This window comes from Schleiferilactobacillus harbinensis, assembly GCF_008694105.1.
GTDB lineage: Bacteria > Bacillota > Bacilli > Lactobacillales > Lactobacillaceae > Schleiferilactobacillus > Schleiferilactobacillus harbinensis.
This window is the reverse complement of the sequence record NZ_CP041364.1, coordinates 1,014,792-1,035,670: the sequence shown is the minus strand read 5'-3', so window position 1 is coordinate 1,035,670 and position 20,879 is coordinate 1,014,792. Positions and strand designations below refer to the sequence as shown.

At 52.6% G+C, this 20,879-nt stretch carries 25 protein-coding genes and 1 pseudogene; 24 read left to right on the top strand and 2 right to left on the bottom strand.

The window, feature by feature from the left end; genetic code table 11:
• Positions 1-6 precede the first annotated feature (6 nt).
• The 16 genes from ftsY (at position 7) to FMM01_RS05280 (ending at position 11,369) form a co-directional block, all read left to right on the top strand.
• On the top strand, positions 7-1,290 hold the full coding sequence (gene ftsY, locus FMM01_RS05360) for a signal recognition particle-docking protein FtsY (protein WP_150391857.1): 1,284 nt from the start codon (positions 7-9) through the stop codon (positions 1,288-1,290).
• Positions 1,287-1,649: a putative DNA-binding protein gene (locus FMM01_RS05355; protein WP_063515417.1), complete on the top strand. Its 363-nt coding sequence runs from the start codon at positions 1,287-1,289 to the stop codon at positions 1,647-1,649. Before ftsY ends, FMM01_RS05355 begins: the two co-directional genes overlap by 4 nt.
• A 20-nt stretch (positions 1,650-1,669) precedes the next feature.
• Positions 1,670-3,112 (top strand): signal recognition particle protein, encoded by a 1,443-nt coding sequence (gene ffh, locus FMM01_RS05350; protein WP_150391856.1) that lies wholly within the window; start codon positions 1,670-1,672, stop codon positions 3,110-3,112.
• Between the two features lie 92 nt (positions 3,113-3,204).
• Entirely contained in the window at positions 3,205-3,480 is a 276-nt protein-coding gene (gene rpsP / locus FMM01_RS05345; protein WP_027827683.1) for a 30S ribosomal protein S16, read from the top strand.
• Between the two features lie 5 nt (positions 3,481-3,485).
• Entirely contained in the window at positions 3,486-3,734 is a 249-nt protein-coding gene (locus tag FMM01_RS05340; protein ID WP_027827684.1) for a KH domain-containing protein, read from the top strand.
• A 237-nt stretch (positions 3,735-3,971) separates the two neighbouring features.
• A complete protein-coding gene (locus tag FMM01_RS05335; protein WP_190973458.1) occupies positions 3,972-5,177 on the top strand; it encodes an RNA-guided endonuclease InsQ/TnpB family protein in 1,206 nt (401 codons plus the stop codon).
• A 166-nt stretch (positions 5,178-5,343) separates the two neighbouring features.
• On the top strand, positions 5,344-5,862 hold the full coding sequence (gene rimM, locus FMM01_RS05330; RefSeq protein ID WP_150391854.1) for a ribosome maturation factor RimM: 519 nt from the start codon (positions 5,344-5,346) through the stop codon (positions 5,860-5,862).
• A 1-nt stretch (position 5,863) separates the two neighbouring features.
• Positions 5,864-6,610, top strand: a complete 747-nt coding sequence (gene trmD / locus FMM01_RS05325; RefSeq protein WP_150391853.1) for a tRNA (guanosine(37)-N1)-methyltransferase TrmD — start codon at positions 5,864-5,866, stop codon at positions 6,608-6,610.
• A 110-nt stretch (positions 6,611-6,720) separates the two neighbouring features.
• Positions 6,721-7,143: a hypothetical protein gene (locus FMM01_RS05320; protein ID WP_150391852.1), complete on the top strand. Its 423-nt coding sequence runs from the start codon at positions 6,721-6,723 to the stop codon at positions 7,141-7,143.
• A 143-nt stretch (positions 7,144-7,286) separates the two neighbouring features.
• Complete coding sequence (locus FMM01_RS05315) at positions 7,287-8,345, top strand: IS30 family transposase (protein ID WP_056989697.1); 1,059 nt, start codon at positions 7,287-7,289, stop codon at positions 8,343-8,345.
• A gap of 53 nt (positions 8,346-8,398) precedes the next feature.
• Positions 8,399-8,590 carry a hypothetical protein gene (locus FMM01_RS05310; protein WP_150391851.1) on the top strand — a complete coding sequence of 64 codons (192 nt, stop codon included), beginning with the start codon at positions 8,399-8,401 and terminating at the stop codon, positions 8,588-8,590.
• Positions 8,591-8,731: 141 nt separating this feature from the next.
• Positions 8,732-9,118 (top strand): hypothetical protein, encoded by a 387-nt coding sequence (locus FMM01_RS05305; RefSeq protein WP_150391850.1) that lies wholly within the window; start codon positions 8,732-8,734, stop codon positions 9,116-9,118.
• 25 nt (positions 9,119-9,143) lie between these two features.
• Complete coding sequence (locus tag FMM01_RS05300) at positions 9,144-9,686, top strand: hypothetical protein (RefSeq protein ID WP_150391849.1); 543 nt, start codon at positions 9,144-9,146, stop codon at positions 9,684-9,686.
• Positions 9,687-9,806: 120 nt separating this feature from the next.
• On the top strand, positions 9,807-10,250 hold the full coding sequence (locus FMM01_RS05295) for a hypothetical protein (RefSeq protein ID WP_150391848.1): 444 nt from the start codon (positions 9,807-9,809) through the stop codon (positions 10,248-10,250).
• Positions 10,251-10,734: 484 nt separating this feature from the next.
• Positions 10,735-11,085: a 50S ribosomal protein L19 gene (gene rplS / locus FMM01_RS05285; protein ID WP_027827691.1), complete on the top strand. Its 351-nt coding sequence runs from the start codon at positions 10,735-10,737 to the stop codon at positions 11,083-11,085.
• A 92-nt stretch (positions 11,086-11,177) separates the two neighbouring features.
• Positions 11,178-11,369 carry a hypothetical protein gene (locus FMM01_RS05280; RefSeq protein ID WP_027827692.1) on the top strand — a complete coding sequence of 64 codons (192 nt, stop codon included), beginning with the start codon at positions 11,178-11,180 and terminating at the stop codon, positions 11,367-11,369.
• Positions 11,370-11,416: 47 nt separating this feature from the next.
• Here the strand turns inward: FMM01_RS05280 and lexA are convergent, their stop codons facing one another.
• Positions 11,417-12,034, bottom strand: a complete 618-nt coding sequence (gene lexA / locus FMM01_RS05275; RefSeq protein ID WP_027827693.1) for a transcriptional repressor LexA — start codon at positions 12,032-12,034, stop codon at positions 11,417-11,419.
• 157 nt (positions 12,035-12,191) lie between these two features.
• Between lexA and FMM01_RS05270 the strand changes: the two genes are divergently transcribed.
• From FMM01_RS05270 to FMM01_RS05245, 6 genes and pseudogenes are all read left to right on the top strand, one after another.
• Positions 12,192-12,443: a DUF896 domain-containing protein gene (locus FMM01_RS05270; protein WP_150391846.1), complete on the top strand. Its 252-nt coding sequence runs from the start codon at positions 12,192-12,194 to the stop codon at positions 12,441-12,443.
• 81 nt (positions 12,444-12,524) lie between these two features.
• Positions 12,525-12,749 carry a YneF family protein gene (locus tag FMM01_RS05265; RefSeq protein ID WP_150393241.1) on the top strand — a complete coding sequence of 75 codons (225 nt, stop codon included), beginning with the start codon at positions 12,525-12,527 and terminating at the stop codon, positions 12,747-12,749.
• Positions 12,750-12,876: 127 nt separating this feature from the next.
• Complete coding sequence (locus FMM01_RS05260) at positions 12,877-14,628, top strand: ABC transporter ATP-binding protein (protein ID WP_150391845.1); 1,752 nt, start codon at positions 12,877-12,879, stop codon at positions 14,626-14,628.
• On the top strand, positions 14,628-16,433 hold the full coding sequence (locus tag FMM01_RS05255; RefSeq protein WP_150391844.1) for an ABC transporter ATP-binding protein: 1,806 nt from the start codon (positions 14,628-14,630) through the stop codon (positions 16,431-16,433). Before FMM01_RS05260 ends, FMM01_RS05255 begins: the two co-directional genes overlap by 1 nt.
• A gap of 148 nt (positions 16,434-16,581) precedes the next feature.
• Positions 16,582-18,038: pseudogene (locus FMM01_RS05250) on the top strand (amino acid ABC transporter substrate-binding protein/permease).
• A complete protein-coding gene (locus FMM01_RS05245) occupies positions 18,038-18,787 on the top strand; it encodes an amino acid ABC transporter ATP-binding protein (protein WP_063515426.1) in 750 nt (249 codons plus the stop codon). The pseudogene FMM01_RS05250 and the gene FMM01_RS05245 overlap by 1 nt, the downstream one beginning before the upstream one ends.
• A gap of 270 nt (positions 18,788-19,057) precedes the next feature.
• Here the strand turns inward: FMM01_RS05245 and FMM01_RS05240 are convergent, their stop codons facing one another.
• Entirely contained in the window at positions 19,058-19,711 is a 654-nt protein-coding gene (locus FMM01_RS05240) for a lysophospholipid acyltransferase family protein (protein WP_150391843.1), read from the bottom strand.
• A gap of 104 nt (positions 19,712-19,815) precedes the next feature.
• Between FMM01_RS05240 and FMM01_RS05235 the strand changes: the two genes are divergently transcribed.
• Both FMM01_RS05235 and FMM01_RS05230 read left to right on the top strand, forming a co-directional pair.
• The gene (locus tag FMM01_RS05235; RefSeq protein ID WP_150391842.1) at positions 19,816-20,559 is read left to right on the top strand and encodes a tRNA1(Val) (adenine(37)-N6)-methyltransferase; all 744 of its coding nucleotides are present in this window, start codon (positions 19,816-19,818) and stop codon (positions 20,557-20,559) included.
• Entirely contained in the window at positions 20,540-20,815 is a 276-nt protein-coding gene (locus FMM01_RS05230; protein WP_150391841.1) for a GIY-YIG nuclease family protein, read from the top strand. Before FMM01_RS05235 ends, FMM01_RS05230 begins: the two co-directional genes overlap by 20 nt.
• The last annotated feature ends 64 nt before the right edge of the window (positions 20,816-20,879 follow it).

Sequence of the window (20,879 nt, the reverse complement as noted above, 5' to 3'; positions counted from 1 at the left end):
GTGAGCATGGGACTTTTTGATCGCCTGCGCAAGGCCTTTGGCGGCCACGAATCGGAAGAAGAAAAGGCATCGGCGGCCGCGTCGGCGAGTGCCGAAAATACTGAGAGTGCAGCCGAAAGCAGCGCCTCAGCGGCTGCCAGTATCAGTGCGGCCAGTACGGCGGCTGAATCAAGCACCGACGCATCGGCTTCAACCGTTGCGTCGGCCGCGGCGAGTGTTTCAGCAGCGCCGGAATCAATGGCTGAATCATTGTCTGCGGCCCCAGAGTCGGCAGAAACTTCAGCCAGTGCGGCGGTGCCCGAGGCGGCTTCTGCTGAAGCAGAAACGGATGAGGCGCCGGCTACTGAAGAGGATACTCTAGAACGGTACGACAAAGGTCTGGCCAAATCCCGGACCTCTTTTGGCGACCGCTTGAACCACTTTCTGGCCCGCTTCCGTTCCGTGGACGATGCCTTCTTCGATGATCTGGAAGAGACCCTGATCGAAGCGGATGTTGGCTTTGAAACCGCCATGCAGATCACTGATGAACTGCGGGACGAGGTCAAGCTGCGCAACGTGAAGAAGAAGTCCGATGTGGCCCAGGCTATCGTGGAAAAAATGGTTGATCTATACGGCGATGCGGGCCAGGGTGAAGACAATAGTCTGCACTTTGCCACCGACGGGACGCCGACGGTCTTTCTCTTCGTCGGGGTCAATGGCGCCGGCAAGACGACGACCATCGGCAAGCTCGCTCACCGTTTCCAGGAGGCGGGCAAGCACGTGATTCTGGCCGCTGGAGATACCTTCCGGGCCGGGGCCACAGAACAGCTGGTGGAATGGGGCCGCCGCGTTCACGTACCGGTGGTGACCGGTCCCGCGGAAAGCGATCCGGCCGCGGTCGTCTATGATGCGGTGCACCAGGCCAAGGAGCACCAGGCCGATATCGTCCTGGTGGATACGGCCGGCCGATTGCAGAACAAGGTTAATTTAATGAACGAATTGGCTAAAATCAAACGGATCATTACCCGGGAATTGCCAGAGGCCCCGCAAGAGGTCTTGCTGGTGCTGGATGCCACCACTGGGCAAAACGCCTTGAATCAAGCCAAGGAATTCACCAAGACGACTGCCGTCACGGGAATCGTGCTGACCAAACTGGACGGCTCCGCCAAGGGCGGCATCGTCTTAGCCATCCGCAACGAACTGCATCTGCCGGTGAAACTGGTCGGTTTGGGCGAAAAGATGGGCGACTTAGCCGACTTTGACCCGAATAAATTTGTTTACGGCCTGTTCAAGGAACTGATCGTCCAATGACGGAAGCCCATGATGACGCGGAGCTGATCAAAACGCTCCGGATGAATGAATTGTTTGATTTTTACGGGGACCTCTTGACGGCGAAACAGCGCCGCTACATCGAGCTGTATTACGCCGACGACCTGTCCCTGGGGGAGATTGCTGAGGAATTTTCGGTTTCTCGTCAAGCCGTGTATGATAATATCAGGCGGACTGGCAAGCTCCTGGAAGAATATGAAGCCAAGCTGCATCTGCTGGCCCAATATACCGGGTTGGATGACGCGGCGACGGCCTTGCAGCAGTATGCGGCGGTTCATTACCCGACCGATACACAGCTCCAAACGCTGGTGACTGCGCTGCAGCAGCACCTGGCCCGTTAAACGAGAAAGGAACGATTTCATTGGCCTTTGAAGGATTAACTGAACGACTCCAAAATGCTTTCAGCAAATTACGACGAAAGGGGAAAATCACCGAGAGCGACGTCCGCGATATGATGCGGGAAGTGCGGCTGGCGTTACTGGAAGCCGACGTTAACTTCACCGTCGTCAAGGACTTCGTGAACACGGTGCGTCAACGCGCCTTGGGCGCTGACGTCCTCGATTCCCTGACGCCCACGCAGCAAGTCTTGAAGATTGTTAACGAGGAACTGACGAAAGTCATGGGGGACACCGCGGTCCCGCTGAATAAGTCACCCCATATCCCCACGATCATCATGATGGTCGGGCTCCAGGGGGCTGGTAAAACAACCACCGCTGGCAAGTTAGCGCTGAAGCTGAAGAACGAAGAACATGCTCGCCCGCTGATGATTGCAGCGGATATTTATCGGCCGGCCGCTGTCGATCAGCTGGTCACGCTGGGTAAACAGATCGATGTGCCGGTCTTTGAACAAGGCACCGACCACGATCCGGTGGATATTGTCAAAGCCGGCTTGGATCAAGCGGCGCTGCAAAAGAACGACTACGTCCTGATCGATACCGCCGGCCGATTGCAGATCGATGAGCAGTTGATGGACGAACTGGGACGGATCAAAGCGTTGGCCCACCCTGACGAAATTCTGCTGGTGGTCGATGCCATGACGGGGCAAAACGCAACCGAGCTGGCCAAAGGGTTCAATGACCAATTGGACATTACCGGCGTTGTCCTGACCAAGCTGGATGGCGATACTCGGGGCGGGGCAGCGCTGTCGATTCGCGCTGTCACCGGCAAACCGATCAAGTTCACGGGGCAGGGTGAAAAGCTGGAAGATCTGGATGTCTTCTATCCCGACCGGATGGCCAACCGTATTCTTGGCATGGGCGACATGATGACCCTGATCGAGAAAGCCCAAAAGGACTATGATGCCAACCAGGCTGAAAAAATGGCCGAAAAGATGCGGGAAAACACCTTTGACTTCAATGATTTCCTGGATCAGATGGGCCAGATTCAGAATATGGGTCCCGTTCAGGACTTAATGAAGATGATTCCTGGTCTGGCCAATAATCCAGCTGCTCAGAACTTGAATATCGGCGATAAGGACATTGACCACCTGAAGGCCATTGTCTATTCCATGACGCCCCAAGAGCGGGAGCAGCCGGAATTGCTGAACCCGTCCCGGCGTCGCCGGATCGCAGCCGGCAGCGGCCGCAGCGTTCAAGAAGTGAACCGGATGATCAAGCAGTTCAACATGTCCAAGGAAATGATGCAGAAGATGTCCAAGGGCAACATGAGCGGCATGGAGGGCATGTTCGGCGGCGGCGTGCAAGGCAAGCTGGGCCAAATGGCCATGCGCTCCATGGCCCGCAAGACGAAGAAGAACAAGAAGAAGCGGCTGAAGAACGTGAAGCGGTTTAAGACGCATAAATAGGCAGATTTCTACCCTGTCAAGAAAAACCTCTTTACAGCCCGTCGTTTTCTTGATATAGTATTCCCTGTTAATAACTCAAGGAGGTGGATTCATTGTCCGTTAAAATTCGTTTGACGCGCATGGGTTCGAAACGTAAGCCATTTTACCGTTTAGTCGTTGCTGATTCACGTTCACCGCGGGACGGCCGCTTCATCGAAGAAGTTGGTTACTACAACCCGTTGACTGAACCGAAGACCCTGAAGATCGAAGAAGACAAGATCATGGACTGGCTGCAAAAGGGTGCGCAACCCTCTGACACCGTTCGTAACTTGTTATCGACTCAAGGCGTCATGAAGAAGTACCACGAAGCCCGTTTCGCTAAGAAGTAAGGCGTATGGTAGATATCGAACATTTGATTCGTTCTCTGGTGACCCCTTTGGTCAATGAACCGGACGCGATTCAGATCAACCGCCGGGAGACCGAGAGCTTCATGGAATTCGATTTACGAGTGGCCGACGCCGATGTCGGTCGCGTAATCGGCAAACAAGGCCGCATTGCGCAAGCTATTCGCACGATCGTTTATTCCGTCCGCAGCCCTTACGACAAGCGGGTCCGGTTGAACATTGTCGATCAGAATTCATAATATGGAGCGGGTTGCCCAAGCGGCTGCCCGTTTTTTTGAATATTAAGGAGGAGCGGAATGATTGCTGATTAAAGGATCAAATGTAAGCATCGATAATCAAGGGCCATCAAGATCCTGGGCGTTTTTTATCACGTAATACAGCTTCTCTGGATGAATCTTGATTCGAAGCAGCCGAGCACGGAAGGAGACAAACACACATTCGATTCGGTATCCTTGAAATATAAGGTGGTGAATCGAATGCCAATCAAAACACACAAGATACGGATCTATCCCAACGCCGAGATGACTACGGTCATTGCCGAGTTGATGGACTACAACCGCTTTTGCTGGAACAAAGGCTTGGAGGCATGGAATGACATGTACAACGCTTCATTAGCCATGAAGGACAAGAAGCGGCGTCCCAGCGAATACAAAGTTCGAGACGAGCTGGTGAAAAACAAAACCGACTGGCAGTATCAATTTTCAGCCCGGGTGCTTCAAACCGCTGTCCATCGGCTGCATCAAGCTTGGCAGAATTTCTTCAATCCCGCTATGCCGGACGCTCACAAGCCTAAGTTCCATCATAAGTGGAATCCCAAGCAAAGCTTTACGACGGATCGGGCGGTTATTACCGGCAAGTTTCTAACTCTGGATCGGCCGCACGCAGCCAGCCATCGGTTCGGCGCTATCAAAATGGCGGAGACTTTACGTTTTACTGGCGAGATCAAAACCGTGACGATAACCAAGCGCGGAAAAAAGTTCTACGCCAGTGTCAATGTATTGGTTGAAGATACTCCACGACCGGCTTTCTACGACTGCTGGGACATCGTCGGTATTGATGTGAACGTAGGCCACATTCGCTGGAACGGCGGGGATATCAATACCTTCACCCCGCGGATGGCGGCGCTGCATCAACGCATCAAGTATTACCAAAAGTATCTGAACAGGAAGCGGCGGAGAAACCCTGGTGATTACCGATCCAAGACCTATCAGCAGATCACAGCGAAGATGAACCGCGCCTATGAACAGGTGCACGCCTTGCAGGACGATCTGATCCATAACTTCAGCCACATGATCATCAAGAATTATCCCGTTCCTTGTTTGGAGGACTTGGATGTCCACGGGATGATGATGGACGATAAAAAGGTCAAAGGCCTTCAGCGCGGGCTCTTTCGCCGCTTACGCACAGCAATCGAGTACAAGGCGGCTTGGCATCATCGTCATTTGGTGATCGCCAATCGTTTCTTCCCGTCGACCCAGCGCTGTTCAAACTGCGGCTGCATCAAAACCAAGGAAAGCTATGGCGGTAAGATGACGCTCCAAGGCGACAGCATTTATCACCAGCATGACGTATATCGCTGTTACGAGTGCGGTCTTGTCATTGACCGAGACGATAACGCTGTGCAAAACTTGATTCAGTATGCGGCGGGGCTTACGCCGGAATGGGAAACCGTTCAGAGATGATTTCTAGTCAGCATTGTGTGCTCCATACTCGTCTGACCCAATCAGACGGGGGTGCCGGCAATTACGAAATTGACTAAACACACTGTACTCTTGATGATCTAAATCTAAAGTGCCACCATAGATCAGATGTGTATACATTTGAGTACGTTTTAGAAAGCAGAGAAAAATGACGCAATTATTCCGGGTCGGCGAAATCGTCAATACCCAGGGCATCAAAGGCGAAGTCCGGGTCCTAACCGTGACCGACTTTCCCGAGGAACGGTTCCAACCTGGCAGCCAGCTGGTTGTCGGCCAGTCCGCTGCGACAGCCGCCACACCGGTCACTGTTGAAAGTGCGCGGCCGCATAAGCAGTTCATGCTGTTGAAATTTGTCGGCATCGATTCGATCAATGACGCCGAACCGCTAAAGAAGCAAACACTCTTTGTTTCTGACGCTGAACAGGGTGACTTAGCTGAAGGTGAATTCTATTACCGGCAGATCATCGGGTTAACCGTCCTTGAAGAAGAGACCGGCGAAGAGCTGGGCACCGTGCGCGAGATCCTCTCCCCAGGGGCTAACGACGTATGGGTGGTGGCTAAACCTGGGACACCGGACCTGTTGCTTCCCTACATCCCCCAAGTCGTGCATCGCGTTGATTTGGCTGCGGGTAAAGTGTACGTCGAGTTAATGGAAGGGATGCGGTAAGATGCGCGTTGATGTGTTGACCCTGTTTCCGGATATGTTCGCCACCTTGCATCAGTCCCTATTGGGCAAAGCCCTGGAGAAGGAATTGTGGCAGCTGAACGTCGTAAACTTTCGCGACTACACCCACGATAAACACCAGCACGTGGATGATACGCCCTATGGCGGCGGGGCCGGCATGCTGCTGAAGCCGGAACCGATTTATGAGGCCATGGATGCCCTGCCCAAGCTGCCCAAGCGCCGGGTGATCCTGCTGGATCCAGCCGGGCGGCAGTTTAACCAGACGGTGGCCGATGAGTGGTCCCAAAGCGAGCAGCTCGTCTTTATCTGCGGTCACTACGAGGGCTATGATGAACGCATCCACGCGCTGGTCACCGAGGAGGCCTCGCTGGGCGACTTTGTCATCACCGGCGGGGAACTGGCCGCCATGACCATGATTGACGCCACCGTGCGCCTGCTGCCTGGTGTGCTGGGCAATGAAGATTCACCGATCACCGATTCCTTTGCGACGGGTTTGTTGGAATATCCCCAATACACCCGCCCGCCGGAATATCGGGGGATGAAGGTGCCGGAGGTACTGATGAATGGCGACCACGGCAAGATTGGGCGCTGGCGGTATAAAGAGGCGTTGCGCCGCACTCTGGAACGCCGGCCGGATTTGTTGCAGGACTATCCGCTGGATAAGATGGGGCGCGAGCTGTTGCGGGAGATTAAGGAAGAAGAAAATACGCACGAGGTTGGCGACCAATAATGCGTTTTCATTGACGCTGCTGGTAGCGTTGCCGCATAATTTGAATGTCTAAAATGATAGTCGATACTGGTTTGTCGGACGTTAGCAACGGCAGAGAGCAGGTTGATCCAATGAAAAGCAATAAGGTGCAGCAGCTTGTGTTGGGTATCTTTTTCGTCGTCTTTGGGCTGTATTACGTCATCATGCCCGCATTTGAACCGTTTCTTGCAGCCCACTATCAAATTGGCCTGGGCGTGAGTTTTCTCCTCATGCAGTTCAGCACGCTGGTCGTCGTACTCATGCTGATGGCGCGGCTCGTCATTGTCCGAGTTGTTTATGGTACTTTTGAGCTCCGGAAACACTGGTTTTACTGGGCTCCTTTGCTGCTTTTGGGTGTTGGCCTGGTAGTTAACTTGATTTGGCGAGGCAGTACTGCTCTATCGGTCGGCGTACCGCTCATGATGTTGGTTCTGGGAAGCATGATGATTATCTGCGTGCTTCAAGCACGTCCTCACAGCAGTGCGCTGGTTCATTATTCCGCGTTGGTAAGGTGACGATTTTGATGCAATTCAAATGCCGGATTTAAAATTGAAGTGCAACACCGATTGAGTTAGACCAATCGACCGGGTTGATTTAACAAAATAGGCCATGAAGACCTATCCTTGAAGCGACTAAACTACCAAGAAAGGTGACCTTCATGACCCACAATCAGTCTAACAGTCTCGGCTCGTACACTCAACTCACAGAGGGCGAGCGCGGAATAATTGATGCGCTTTGGCACTCCCATGAATATTCCATTCGCGATATTGCACACATCATCCATCATTCCCCTAGTACGGTAAGCCGTGAGCTTAAGCGCGGCCGAGTCCAGCAACGGGATTCGAATTATCATTACTACAAGGATTACTTCTTTGATGCTGCCCAACGACAACACGAAGAACGACAGACCCATTCCCACGCCAAGAGCATGTTGGAGAAGTGTACCTACTTCTTTAACTGGCTGACCGCTCAGATCAAGAAGCATGCGTATCGTGAACAAAGTATTGATGGGTACGTGCATCAGTTCCAGCAACTCTGGCCTAATCGTTCGTGCCCCTCAACGCCGACCGTGTATCGCTACATTGATGCCGGACTGTTGTCAGTGACCAACATGGATCTGCCTGAGAAGTTGCGGCGTCGCGAGAAAAGGCCAGGCCGTAGTCATGCGCGTAAGAATAAACGCATCGCTGGAACGTCCATCGACAAGCGGCCCAAACAAATCAATAACCGCTGGTTTGTTGGTGACTGGGAAGGCGACCTGGTGAAGGGGAAGCGTTCTGCCGACCAACCAGCATTACTCACCCTGACAGAACGTGTCACACGTTATGAGCTGATCTACAAGATCCCAAACTATCACGCCCGGACTTGCTTAGAGGCCATGCAATACGTTCTGAACACACATGATCCTTATCTATTCCACTCCATCACCTTCGACAACGGTTCTGAGTTCGCCCTCTTGGACCAACTCAGAGGAACAAAGATCTACTACTGCCATCCCTATACACCCAGTGAACGTGGCAGTAACGAGAATGCCAACGGCTTGATTCGAGAATTCATTCCAAAGGGTCAATCACTATGGGAAGTCTCTAAGGAGAAGATTCGTAAGATCCAAGATGTCTTAAACCACCGGTTAAGGAAGTGCCTTGGATACCGCAGCGCAATCGCGGCGCTCCAGGCCTCCCCCCTGGGCCTGGAGGAATCCCTGCCCACTACCTAAACCAATTCACATGGATGAGTCTTCACTGTTGCACTTAATTTGACAATTCGGGGATGCAATTCAAATCGGTATTTCAGAAGCTGTCGTTTGCCGCAATCTTTGCGGTGGCTTTTGCTTTGGTCATCCTGGGCTTGAATTCACCGAGAAATTGGGGCATCTACATCGTGCTGATTATCTTTTTGCTCGGGGTACTGGCCCGGTTTCTTAATCATTGGGACAGTAAACGACAGAATACAGACAAGTAGTGGCACGGGCAATTGCTAATGGGCAGTTGCTTTTTTTGTGTGATAATCTTGTCACATCCCTTGACTCTATCTTTCAGTGATGCATATTCTAAACAGTAGAAGAAAAATGGTCTGGGGGTGTTTCGACCTTATCAAAGGGTAGTGGTTCCAACGAAAAAGCATTTAGTCGTTATTGGTATTCTAGAAGTTTTGCACGGTGTCGGGTTTACTCTGTCGCCATTGCTTTCCTATGACGGTGGTCGTTTCTCCTTTGACCTGGCCATATTTCTTACCGGGGCGGCATTGAATTGGGGACTGCTCATTTATAATGTAGTGGCCGTTTTTCTGGATCGCAAACATGCTGGTCTGTATGCCATTTTCCCAGTTACCTGGATTCTCATGATGGTGGCCGAGATGATGTTGTATAACAATCGTGTGTTGGTGCCGCTGTTTACTTACGGGTATCCGATTTTTACAATTCTCCTCGGTGTTTCCATAATTATTATCTGGCGTCGGGGAGCACATAAAGTCATGGCTCCCGCGCGTTAGATTGTTTTGGGGAAAGGAAATGTCAATGAACAAGCAGATGCGGATCGTGGGTATTCTTGAACTGATTTTCAGTATTGCTTTCGTGCTGCTGATTCCTGCCCAACACGGCAGCAGCACGGTGTTTATCTTGAGCTTGTTGATCGGCGGGGCGCTGCTGGTCATTTTGCCGATCGCGACGATTATCGCCGCGGTCCGCGACCGCACTCATGCAGGCATTTATCTGATTTTTCCGATTTTGTTAGCCGTTATTCTATTGCTTCATGGTGCGTTGGAAACTGAGTTCGAGATGGTCTTGGACTATGGCTTGCCAGTAGTGGCGGCGGTTCTGGGCGCAACAATGATTTTTCTTAGCCAACGGGAGAAGAAGGGCACACCGGCGGAAAATGTGGCCCGCTATTATCGGTTGCTGCCGATCGTGGGCATTGTCACCAGCGTGGTTTTGATTGCACTGGTGCGTCTGGTCAATGGTTATGTATCCTGGCTGGGATATCTTTACTGCTTGCTGCCGATCGTTGTTTACTCCGGGTTATCTCTGGTACATCGGTGGCAGCACACGCCTAATCAATAGGCGCTGAAGCGTTTCCATTGACGATTTGTCCTGGCGCACCGTATACTTTTCTTGAGTGTGGGACTTTTTGATAACTGCTGGCTTGGTAGCCGCTGGTAAGCGGCAGGAAGCGTATCTGTGATGCAGAAAAACAAAATTCGGCTGTTGGTCATGGGTATTTTGTACGCCGTCTATGGTGCGTTCTACACACTCAACGCGGCGTTCCCCTTCATCAGCGTACCCATCAGCACAAGCAACACAAAAAGTGCGCAACGCGACCTTTTGATTATTCTTCTGATTGGTTTGATTATTGGCCTGCTCTTGATTGCGGTGTTCATTACCAGTTTCGTTTTTGGCATTTACGACCGGCGCAACCGATGGCTGTATTGGGTACCATTGATTGTGCTGGCGGTTGTTGGGATCGTCACGATAAAATGGCCGCTGCCACCCGCGTTCCAGTCCGAATACTTGGGAACGGTGCCGATTCTGCTCTTGGGCGTTTGGATGATTCTGTGCGCGGTCCAGAACAAGGTCAGTCCGGACTCAGTCAGCGACCAACCTGGACCCCGTGTGGTTGGTCGCTGACTGAGTAGAGGGAAAGCATGGTCGCCCTGATTCGCGGTGTTTACGGCTACTAATATTCATTGCTGTTGTGTTCGCTATTATTGGGCGTGAACCAAAACTCAAATTACAAATGTACCTAGTGCCAATACGTAGCAACCGGAGGCAAAATGGGCTCAGTGGTGGAAACCACACAGCGGCTTTGCCGCTGATGTGGTTAGGCGACTTTGAGACCGCGGCTTTTGCGGGCTCAAAGCGCCGTCACCACGTTCCAGCCCAATTTTGCCGGAGGTTGCGGAGCATTGGCACGGCGTTTTTGGAGGACTTTTGTTCCATGCCCCTGAGCTGCTTGTGCTCAGCGGGTTGCGCGACTTGCTTCATTGGTAACTGCATTGCGCCCACCCCGAATCTATGCTATAGTTTTAACCTGTGATTGTGTGTCACAACAGCAACGATATTCCGCTGCGAGGGATCAGGCGCATGAATACCGGAATAAGGAGAAATTTTGATGAATCCATTAATTCAATCAATTACGCAAAAACAATTGCGCGATGACATTCCCGACTTTCGTGCCGGTGATACGGTGCGGGTCCACGCCCAAATCGTCGAAGGTACGCGGGAACGTATCCAGCTTTTCGAAGGCGTCGTAATCAAGCGCCGGGGCACTGGCATCAGTGCTTCCTACACGGTTCGTAAGATCAGCAGCGGTGTTGGTGTAGAGCGGACATTCCCGCTGCACTCTCCCCGTGTTGCGAAGATCGAAGTCATTCGCCACGGCCGTGTCCGTCGGGCGAAGCTGTACTACCTGCGTGCACTGCGGGGCAAGGCTGCTCGGATTACCGAGAAGCCGCGCGTCTAATTCACGCCGTACAAACGCGTTTTGCTTCCGAATTGATGGGGAGCAGGACGCGTTTGTTTTTTTTATGGAAGATAAAAGAAAGCAGGGAACTCATGGCCCAACGATTTGTATATGTTGTCTATTACGCTGATACGGCGAAAAAAGAGCCAGTATTCCGTTTGCTCCGAGTCTTTTCGACCCCGGAACGGGCGGCGGGTTTCGTGGCGATTCTCGAACGGGCACCGTACGCAGAAATGCCGGTGCCGGAGGGCCGCTACGCCGTTAAACGGGTCCGCATGAATTAAAAAAGCCGCTAGCACCGGGGGTGCTAACAGCCAACAGACTCATCGATTTAATAAACGTGTTCGCGATACAGACTAACGACTTTGCCGAGGATCGTCACTTCTTGCAAAATGATCGGCGCAAAAGTGTCGTTCTCCGGTTGGAGACGGAAGTGATCCTTCTCCCGGTAGAACCGTTTGCAGGTTGCCTCATTTTCTTCGGTCATGGCAATGACGATGTCGCCGTTATCCGCGTATTGCTGGCGGCGAACAACGACTTTGTCGCCGCTGAGGATGCCGGCATTGATCATACTTTCGCCGCGAATCTGCAGCATGAACAAATCGCCATCGTTTTGCAGATCAGGCGGTACCGGAAAGAACTCGGTGGCCTCTTGGACGGCCAAAATCGGTTCGCCGGCCGTTACAGTACCCAACAAGGGGATTCGATCCCGGGTCGCACCCAATTCGTCCAGTCCGTCCTCAGTGATCTCAATTGCCCGCGGTTTAGTCGGGTCGCGATTGATCATGCCTTTGCGTTCCAGCCGGTCCAAGTGACCATGCACTGTGGACGTGGAAGACAAGTCAACCGCCGCCCCAATTTCCCGGACCGTCGGCGGATACCCGCGGTCCTTCACCATGTCATAAATGTACTGCAGAATTTCTGCTTGTTTCTCTCCTAATTTGGCCATAACGCCACCTCATCTATTCGTGTTACCCCAAGTATACCAAGACTGGAGAAGGTTTTCAAACAAGCGTTCGTGAGAACATACGCCATTTTTTGTTTTCAGAAATTAATCGGCGTGGTACCATCAAAGTAAGCACGATTTCCAGAAAGGACGATCTCTTATGGCAGAACAAACTGAAGAAGAAAAGCGCTTGGCGCGCATTAACGAACTGGCCCACAAAGCAAAAAAGGAAGGCTTGACCGTCGATGAAGAGCGGGAACAGCACGAACTGCGGGAAGCCTACCTGGCCAACTTCCGCGCCGGCTTCCGCCAGACCATTGAGCACTTGAAAGTGATCGATGAAGAGGGCAACGAAGTGACCCCAGATAAGCTCAAGCGGGTCCAGCGTGAAAAGGGTATCCGGAAGGATTAAAAAAAGCTCACCGGCTATTTTAATTTACCAGAAACTTGTGTAGACTATTAAGGTATTGGAAAAAGCGAGGTGTACATCATGATGCCCATGTGGTTGGCAGTGTTGTTGATTATTCTAGGAGTTGTCGGCGGAGCCGTCCTAGGATTCTTCGGCGCGCGGCGGTATATGAAAAATTATTTCCGAGATAATCCCCCCATCAACGAAGATATGCTTCGTTCGATGATGATGCAAATGGGTCAGAAACCATCTGAGAAGAAACTCAATCAGATGATGGCCTCCATGCGTCAACAGGAAGGCAAGAAATAACCAACTTCTGGCCGCCTGTTTCTAGGCGGCTACTATCGCGGGACAAAGACTGCGGCCATTTTTTGGCTGCGGACTTTGTCCCGTTCTGTCCATTCTAAGAAAACAGTAAACGAACGGAGGTGTCCCAGTGGGCATATTTAAAAAGCTGGGCTGGTATTTTAAGCAGGAGCGGAAGCGATATCTGATCGGGGTCTTAGCCTTGGTGGGGACCGCCCTGGTGAACCTGGTGCCGCCCCGGGTGATTGGGATTCTGGCCGATCTTTTCGACCAGGGCCACATCACCGGCAACGCGACATGGTGGTGGATCGGCTTGTTATTAGCCGCCGGTATTTTCCAGTACCTCTTCCGCTTTGCTTGGCGGAATATGATTTGGGGCGGCGCAGCGACCCTGGAAAAACAGTTGCGGTCTCGGCTATTCTGGCACTTCATGCAGATGGACGATACCTTCTTCCAACGTCACCGGACCGGGGACTTGATGGCCCATGCCACCAACGACTTGAATGCCATTCAAAACGTTGCGGGGGCGGGCATCTTAACGTTCGCCGACTCAATCATCACTGGCGGGTCGACCCTGATTGCGATGATGATCTTCGTCGACTGGCGGCTGACTTTAGTGGCAATTATTCCGCTGCCGTTGTTGGCGGTCACCGCGCGGCGGTTGGGTATGAAGCTGCACGCGGCGTTCTCTGAATCTCAGGCGGCGTTTTCGCGATTGAACGATAAAACCCAGGAATCCGTCTCAGGGATTAAAGTCATCAAAACGTTTGGCCAAGATCAAGAGGACGTCGCCGACTTTAATAAAATCGTCGACCGCACAATTCTCATTAACAAGCGCGTGAATCGGCTCGATTCACTGTTTGATCCCGTGACGAGTCTGATCATTGGCGCCACTTATGTGATTGCTATCATTTATGGCGGGACCATGGTTAATGCCGGTACCATTACCATTGGCTCGCTGATTTCTTTCGTCGCTTACGTCAATGCCTTGATTTGGCCGATGTTCGCTATTGGCCGGTTATTCAACGTGATTGAACGGGGCAATGCCAGTTACGATCGGGTGCAGGAACTGCTTCAGGAAAAGTCGGAAGTCGTCGACAAACCGAATGCCATTACGAAACTGCACCATACCAACATTGATTACGCCCTGGATCAATTTACGTATCCCGGCGCGCACAAGGTCACCTTGCAGGATATTCGCTTCAATCTGCCAGAAGGCCGCCAGTTAGGCATCGTCGGCCGGGTTGGTGCCGGCAAGACGACCATCATCAAACTGCTGTTGCGGGAATTTGACCAATACACCGGCGTGATCAAGATCGGCGGCCGGGATATCCGGGATTACACGCTTGCGGCGTTACATAATGCCATCGGCTATGTCCCTCAGGACAACTACTTGTTCTCCACGGATATCCGGAATAACATTCGTTTCTCGGCTTATGAGAAGGACCAGCCGGCCGTGGAGGCGGCGGCCAAGACCAGTGCCATCCATGACGACATTCTCCAATTTGCTGACCAGTACGATACGCTGGTGGGTGAAAAAGGGGTATCACTGTCCGGCGGCCAAAAGCAGCGGCTTTCCATTGCTCGGGCGGTCATCGCTGAACCAGATATTTTGATCATGGACGATGCCCTGTCGGCGGTGGATGCCAAGACTGAAGAACAGATTTTATCCGGTCTGCAAGAGGATCGAGCCAATAAGACGACGATCATCGTCGCCCAGCGGCTCAGTTCGGTCATGCATGCCGACGAGATCTTAGTCCTTGATGATGGTCGAATCACTGAACGCGGGACCCACGACCAGTTGCTGGCCGATCACGGCTGGTATGCCGAAATGTGGGCAGAACAGCAGCTCACCCAATCAATGGAAAGGAGTGACGCGTAATGGCCGCAAAGAATCCTTACGAATCTGCTTGGAATCAGCATATTCCGGTCAAAGAACAGATGAAACTTACTGGCCGGCTGATGAGTTTTGCGAAGTACTACAAAAAGCAATTCATCAGCGCCATCATCCTGTCCTTTGCTCTGGCCATTATCAACATCTGGCTGCCTCGGGTCATTCAGGAATTCATGAATGGCGCGCTGGCCAAACATAACGCGACCACGGCTACGATCCTTGGCGCCGGGTTGGTTTATGCCCTGGGCACGATCGTGAAGGCCATTGTCCAATTCGGCAGCAACTTCACCTTTTCCATGGGGGCTGAACGGGCGATGGAAGACGTGCGTCGGCAATTATTCGCCAAGCTGCACACCCTGGGCATGCGCTATTTCGATTTGACTCCGGCCGGTTCCGTGGTCTCCCGGGTCACTAACGATACCATGACACTCACCGATTTTTGGAACGTGTTTATGTCCCTGCTGGTGGGAATCTTCTCCATCGGTACAGCGCTGGTGGCGATGTATATCAATAACCCAACGGCGGCTTGGATCGTTGCAGCGTTCATTCCCATCCTGCTGCTGGCGACCTGGTTTTATAACCGATACAGTTCAAAGGTGTATCGCCATATGCGGGCGAAGCTGTCCGAGCTGAACGCCAAGCTGAACGAGTCCATCGAAGGGGTCTCGATCATCCAAAACTTCGAGCAGCAGAAGCGGGTCGACAGTGAATTTGAGGACGTGAACAAAGATTACTTGGATTCCCGCCGGGCTATGATCAAGACTAACTCGCTCCTGCTGTCCTCTTTTCTGAATCTGATCTACGTCTTTGCCTTGACGGCCGTGCTGATTCATTTCGGGATCATGGCGGAGACGGCAGTGGTCGCGGCAGGGACTGTGTATGTCTTCTCCAGTTACATTCAGAGTTTCTTCAATCCGCTGGGCAACCTGATGGATCAGTTGCAGTTCTTCCAGGATGGCGTCGTGGCTGGCAGTCGGATATTTCGGATTCTCGATAATAAAGAATTGGCGCCGCAGCAAAACCCTGGTGCGGATGCCGTCGTCCAAGAAGGCAAAGTAGAATTTCGCCACGTGTCCTTCTCCTATGACGGTGAAAACGAAGTGCTCCACGACATCAACTTTGTCGTGAAGCCGGGTGAAACCATCGGCCTGGTGGGCCACACCGGGTCCGGCAAGAGCTCGATCATCAACGTTATGATGCGTTTCTATGAGTTCTACCAGGGCCAGATCCTGATTGACGATCGGGATATTCGCGATTATCCGATTGAGGAACTCCGCCGCAAATTAGGTCTGGTACTTCAGGATTCCTTCCTGTTCTACGGGGACATTGCCTTCAACATTCGCTTGTTCAACGACAAGATTTCAGATGATGAAGTGAAGAAAGCCGCTGAATTCGTTCAGGCTGACTCGTTCATCGAAAAATTGCCGAACACCTATCACGCTCGGGTAATCGAGGGTGGGGCGCAATTCTCCAGCGGCCAGCGGCAATTGATCTCTTTTGCGCGTACTGTGGCAGCGGACCCGAAGATCCTGGTGTTGGATGAGGCGACTGCCAATATCGACACCGAGACGGAAACGTTGATCCAAGACGGCCTGCGCAAGCTGCGGCAGGGCCGTACGACCATTGCCATTGCCCACCGGCTCTCCACGATTCGCGATGCCAGCCAAATTTTAGTGCTGGATAAGGGACGGATCGTTGAAGCAGGGACGCACGACGAATTGTTGGCCCAAAAGGGTAAATATTACAATATGTACCAATTGCAAATGGGGAAGGGCGATCTTTCCCAGGATTAAGAAAGAGCGGGTTGCTGGCCCGCTTTTTTGGTGTCCTCTGTTTTTTCTGGCCTGTATGTCAGCATCTCTAACATAAAATATAGACAATCTAACGTCCCCGCCATTATACTGGTTCTTATGTTATTCAATTAAGAAAGTGGGTGCGCCCATGCAGCGCAAATCCTTTGTCACAGGATTATTTGTCATCTTAGCGGGTCTTTTCCTCACGTTGTGGTCGGCTAAACCGGCGCAGGCGGCGGAGAAGCACTATACGATTGGGACGGACGTTACATATGCCCCCTTCGAATTTGCTAATGAAAAGAACCAATACGTCGGTATCGACATTGATCTCATGAATGCGATCGCGAAGACGGAAGGGTTCACGGTGACCATCAAACCCGTGGGCTTCAACGCTGCCGTACAGGCGTTGGAGGCGGGCCAAATTGATGGGGTGATCGCCGGCATGTCGATTACGCCGGAACGGCAAGAAAAGTTCTTGATGAGCAAACCCTATTACAATGTGGGCGTCGTGATGGCGGTTAAACAGGGGAGTAAGATCAAGAGCCTGAAACAGTTGAAAGGGCAGCGAGTAGCCATCAAGACGGGCACCGCTGCCGCCAACTATGCCCTGAGCGTCAAGGATAAGTACGGCTTTACCACCGTCACCTTCGATGATTCCAACAACATGTACCAAGACGTGACGACGGGTAATTCAGTGGCCTGTTTCGAAGATTCCCCAGTCATGCAATATGCCATCAATACCGGTTTGAAGCTGAGCATCGTCACTAAACCAGCAAACCCTACTGGGTACGGCTTTGCCACCAATAAGAAGAATACTGAATTGATGGCCCAGTTCAATGCAGGCCTGAAGAAACTGAAGGCGAACGGCCAATATACCAAGATTTTGCAAAAATACTTAGGGACCGGCTCTAAAAAGTCCCAAGCGGCGGCTAATAAAAAGACCCAGGAAACTGACCGGTCCTTCTTCGGCTTGCTGAAAGCCAACTGGGGCACATTGATGGGCGGGCTGCAAGAAACCCTGCTGGTAACTGTGGTGGCCATCATCTTTGCCACCATCGTCGGCATTCTCGTTGGTTTGCTGGGCGTTTTACCCAATGCCTTTGCCCGGGGCATTTCAATTACCTTTATCTATATTTTCCGCGGTTTGCCGCTACTGGTGCTGGCCCTGTTCATTTACACAGGCGTCCCCAGCTTGATTGGCGCCAAGGTGCCGGCCTTCCTTGCCGGGATCATTACGCTGACCTTGAATGAAGGGGCATATACCGCCGCCTTCGTGAAGGGCGGCATTGAAGCCGTGGATGTAGGTCAAATGGAAGCGGCCCGTTCCCTGGGGCTGCCCTCGGCAAGGCCCTGCGCAAAGTCATTTTGCCGCAGGGTATCCGGATCATGGTGCCCAGTTTCATCAACCAGTTCATCATCACCTTAAAGGATACGTCGATTCTGTCGATCATCGGTATCCTGGAATTGACCCAAACCGGGAAAATTATCATCGCCCGGAATATGGAGGGCTTCAAAATCTGGACGATGGTCGCCTTGATTTATCTCGTTATCATTACGCTCCTCACTTGGCTGTCTAAGTGGGTGCAGAAGAAGGTGCAAGCATAATGGCAGAAGAAAATACCGATCGCGTGCAAATGCAGGATGTCTATAAAGACTACGGTACGAACCACGTCATTAAAGACGTCAACCTGAATGTCAAGAATAACGAAGTCGTCGTGCTCATTGGTCCCTCCGGCGCCGGGAAGAGTACGGTGCTGCGCATGATCAATGGCTTGGAAACCACGACGAAGGGACACATCCTGATCGATGGCGCTGACATCAGCCAGCCCCATGTGGACATCAACCGTATTCGGGAGAAAATCGGCATGGTGTTCCAGCACTTCAATCTCTTTCCCCACATGACGGTCCTGGAAAACGTGATTTTAGCCCCGGTGGAGTTGAAGAAGGCCGATAAAGCCACTGCCACCGCGGAAGCCCGCAAGTTTCTGGAAACCGTCGGCCTAACCGAAAAAGCCGACGCCATGCCTGCTTCTCTTTCCGGTGGCCAGCAGCAGCGCGTCGCCATCGCTCGCGCGCTGGCCATGCACCCCGATATCATGCTCTTCGACGAACCGACCAGCGCCCTTGACCCCGAAATGGTCGGCGACGTCCTCCAAGTCATGCGCCAACTCGCCCAACAAGGCATGACCATGGTCATCGTCACCCACGAAATGGGCTTCGCCAAAGAAGTCGCCGACCGCGTCGTCTTCTTCGATGGTGGACAAATCCTGGAACAAGGCACCCCGACTGAGATCTTCGACCATCCTAAAGAAGAACGGACCCAGTCATTCTTAAATAAGGTGTTACAAGCGTGACCAAGTCCGCTGGATGCGGATAATGCCTGAATTACAGTGTATCTAGTGCCATTGCGTAGCAAGCGGAGGCAAAATGGGCTCAGTGGTGTAACCACACGGCGGCTTGCCGCCGATGTGGTTAGGCGTGTTTGAGACCGCGGTTTTCGCGGGCTCAAACCGCCGTCACCACGTTCCAGCCCATTTTGCCGGAGCTTGCGAAGCTTTGGCACGGCAATCAAAGAAAGGCCAAGATTCCCAACCGAGAATCCTGGCCTTTTCAAATACGTTCGTTTAAAGTTTTCCTTCCTCGTGCTCCAACTCTGCCTTCCTCGTATCGGGCACATACACAAAGTCCGGGTTGATCCGTTGATCAATTGCATGCCACGCCGCCCGCATCTCAGCGTCGATCCCAGCAATCGCCGCATCATCCAGCCGTCCCTTCCGGGAAACCGTGATCGGATCACCAAACCCAATAATCATCTTCTGCCGCTTCAACAAATTCATGAACGTCAACGGCCCCTGATACACCACCGGCACCAGCTGCACCCCGGCCAATCGGGCAATCAGCGCCGCGCCGCCCTTGATGTCGTTGGAATACCGCGTCCCCGTAGGAAAGATGATTACGGACAAATTATTCTTCCGCAAATTATTGATCGGCGTCTTTACCGCGCTGGGCCCTGGGTGGGCGCGGTCCACCGGAAAGGCATGCGCGTTGCGCAAGATCCAGCGAATGATCGGATTGTGAAACAACTCCGCCTTCGCCATGAAAGAGAATTCCATGGGACTGCCCGCCACTGCGAATAACACTGGTTCCCACCAGGTGCGATGGGGGGCAACGAGAATATAGGGTGTTTTCGGTACCTTTTCCTTATCCAAAACCACCATGTGACCATTTAATACGAAAATGACAAACCGGATAATGACCCGGAAGATGCGGTAGAGCATCGCGTATCCCGCTTTCTTATCGTGGATTCGTGCTAAAATAGCACGGTTGATTGTTAAAGAACCAATTCAACCCCAAATTATAGCAGAAAGGCGGTGGCCACGGTATGACTGATCGCTTATTACCCGGAGAACGGATCGATCAGCTGAATAGCGGCGGTATCGAAATTATTCAGAATCAGTCAGTCTTTGCGTTCTCCTTGGACGCCATGCTGCTGGCGGCTTTTGCCCAGGTGCCGCCCACTGGTCGGATCGTCGATTTAGGCGCGGGCAACGGCGCCGTCGGGTTATTTGTGGCGCGGCGGACCCAGGCCCGGATCGATTTGGTCGAAATCCAGCCCCTGCTGGCGGATATGGCCCGCCGCTCCGCGGCACTCAATGGCTTGGCCGACCAAATCACGGTGCATACCATGCCCATGCAGCAGGCCCCGGGGGTGATTGCCAGGGACAGTGTCGACGCTGTCTTAACGAACCCGCCGTATTTTAAGAATGTTCCCACCAGCAAGCGCAACCCGAACCCGCATCTGGCAATGGCGCGTCATGAAGTGGCGGTTTCTTTGGCTGAAGTGGCTGCGGTAAGTGCAGCGTTGTTGAAATTCGGCGGCAAACTTTTCATGGTCCATCGGCCGGAGCGGCTGGACGAGATCCTGCCGGCGTTGACGGCGCACGGCTTGGCGCCTAAACGGGTACGGTTCATTTTTCCGAAACCGAATAAGGAAGCGAATATGGTGCTGATCGAAGCGATTCGCGGCGGGAAGCCTAATGGTGTGCGCATTGTCCCGTCATTGATCGTCCACGACACAGCGGGGAATTATACCCCGGAGGTGGCCAATGCCCTCCGGAACGACTGAGTTGTACTGGTTCTACGTCTTGTTGTGCGCTGATGGGTCGTTTTACGGCGGCTTCACGACTGACCCGGTGCGCCGGGAAGCGGAACATAATGCCGGTACGGGGGCCAAATACACCCGCACCCGCCGGCCGGTTCATCGAATCTACCAAACTTCATTCAGCAGCAAACACGATGCCTTGAGTGCGGAGGCCAAGTTCAAGCGTTTGACCCGCCGGCAAAAGGAGCACTTTTTGACCATTCGCGGCGTGGTTTGGTGAGCGGCTTGCACCCAGCGGTCGGGTTCTGTATAATGGTCTAGTATTTCAAAAGTACACATGCATA

What these genes read in the sequence shown, in the direction of transcription:
- trmD (WP_150391853.1), top strand. Translation starts at nt 5,864, where the DNA reads ATGCGCGTTGATGTGTTGACCCTGTTTCCGGATATGTTCGCCACCTTG.
- ftsY (WP_150391857.1), top strand. Translation starts at nt 7, where the DNA reads ATGGGACTTTTTGATCGCCTGCGCAAGGCCTTTGGCGGCCACGAATCG.
- FMM01_RS05265 (WP_150393241.1), top strand. Translation starts at nt 12,525, where the DNA reads ATGCCCATGTGGTTGGCAGTGTTGTTGATTATTCTAGGAGTTGTCGGC.
- FMM01_RS05240 (WP_150391843.1), bottom strand. Translation starts at nt 19,711, where the DNA reads ATGCTCTACCGCATCTTCCGGGTCATTATCCGGTTTGTCATTTTCGTA.
- FMM01_RS05280 (WP_027827692.1), top strand. Translation starts at nt 11,178, where the DNA reads ATGGCCCAACGATTTGTATATGTTGTCTATTACGCTGATACGGCGAAA.
- FMM01_RS05255 (WP_150391844.1), top strand. Translation starts at nt 14,628, where the DNA reads ATGGCCGCAAAGAATCCTTACGAATCTGCTTGGAATCAGCATATTCCG.
- FMM01_RS05335 (WP_190973458.1), top strand. Translation starts at nt 3,972, where the DNA reads ATGCCAATCAAAACACACAAGATACGGATCTATCCCAACGCCGAGATG.
- FMM01_RS05295 (WP_150391848.1), top strand. Translation starts at nt 9,807, where the DNA reads ATGCAGAAAAACAAAATTCGGCTGTTGGTCATGGGTATTTTGTACGCC.
- rplS (WP_027827691.1), top strand. Translation starts at nt 10,735, where the DNA reads ATGAATCCATTAATTCAATCAATTACGCAAAAACAATTGCGCGATGAC.
- FMM01_RS05270 (WP_150391846.1), top strand. Translation starts at nt 12,192, where the DNA reads ATGGCAGAACAAACTGAAGAAGAAAAGCGCTTGGCGCGCATTAACGAA.
- FMM01_RS05230 (WP_150391841.1), top strand. Translation starts at nt 20,540, where the DNA reads ATGCCCTCCGGAACGACTGAGTTGTACTGGTTCTACGTCTTGTTGTGC.
- FMM01_RS05300 (WP_150391849.1), top strand. Translation starts at nt 9,144, where the DNA reads ATGAACAAGCAGATGCGGATCGTGGGTATTCTTGAACTGATTTTCAGT.
- FMM01_RS05355 (WP_063515417.1), top strand. Translation starts at nt 1,287, where the DNA reads ATGACGGAAGCCCATGATGACGCGGAGCTGATCAAAACGCTCCGGATG.
- lexA (WP_027827693.1), bottom strand. Translation starts at nt 12,034, where the DNA reads ATGGCCAAATTAGGAGAGAAACAAGCAGAAATTCTGCAGTACATTTAT.
- FMM01_RS05310 (WP_150391851.1), top strand. Translation starts at nt 8,399, where the DNA reads ATGCAATTCAAATCGGTATTTCAGAAGCTGTCGTTTGCCGCAATCTTT.
- FMM01_RS05320 (WP_150391852.1), top strand. Translation starts at nt 6,721, where the DNA reads ATGAAAAGCAATAAGGTGCAGCAGCTTGTGTTGGGTATCTTTTTCGTC.
- FMM01_RS05315 (WP_056989697.1), top strand. Translation starts at nt 7,287, where the DNA reads ATGACCCACAATCAGTCTAACAGTCTCGGCTCGTACACTCAACTCACA.
- FMM01_RS05235 (WP_150391842.1), top strand. Translation starts at nt 19,816, where the DNA reads ATGACTGATCGCTTATTACCCGGAGAACGGATCGATCAGCTGAATAGC.
- FMM01_RS05245 (WP_063515426.1), top strand. Translation starts at nt 18,038, where the DNA reads ATGGCAGAAGAAAATACCGATCGCGTGCAAATGCAGGATGTCTATAAA.
- rimM (WP_150391854.1), top strand. Translation starts at nt 5,344, where the DNA reads ATGACGCAATTATTCCGGGTCGGCGAAATCGTCAATACCCAGGGCATC.
- FMM01_RS05340 (WP_027827684.1), top strand. Translation starts at nt 3,486, where the DNA reads ATGGTAGATATCGAACATTTGATTCGTTCTCTGGTGACCCCTTTGGTC.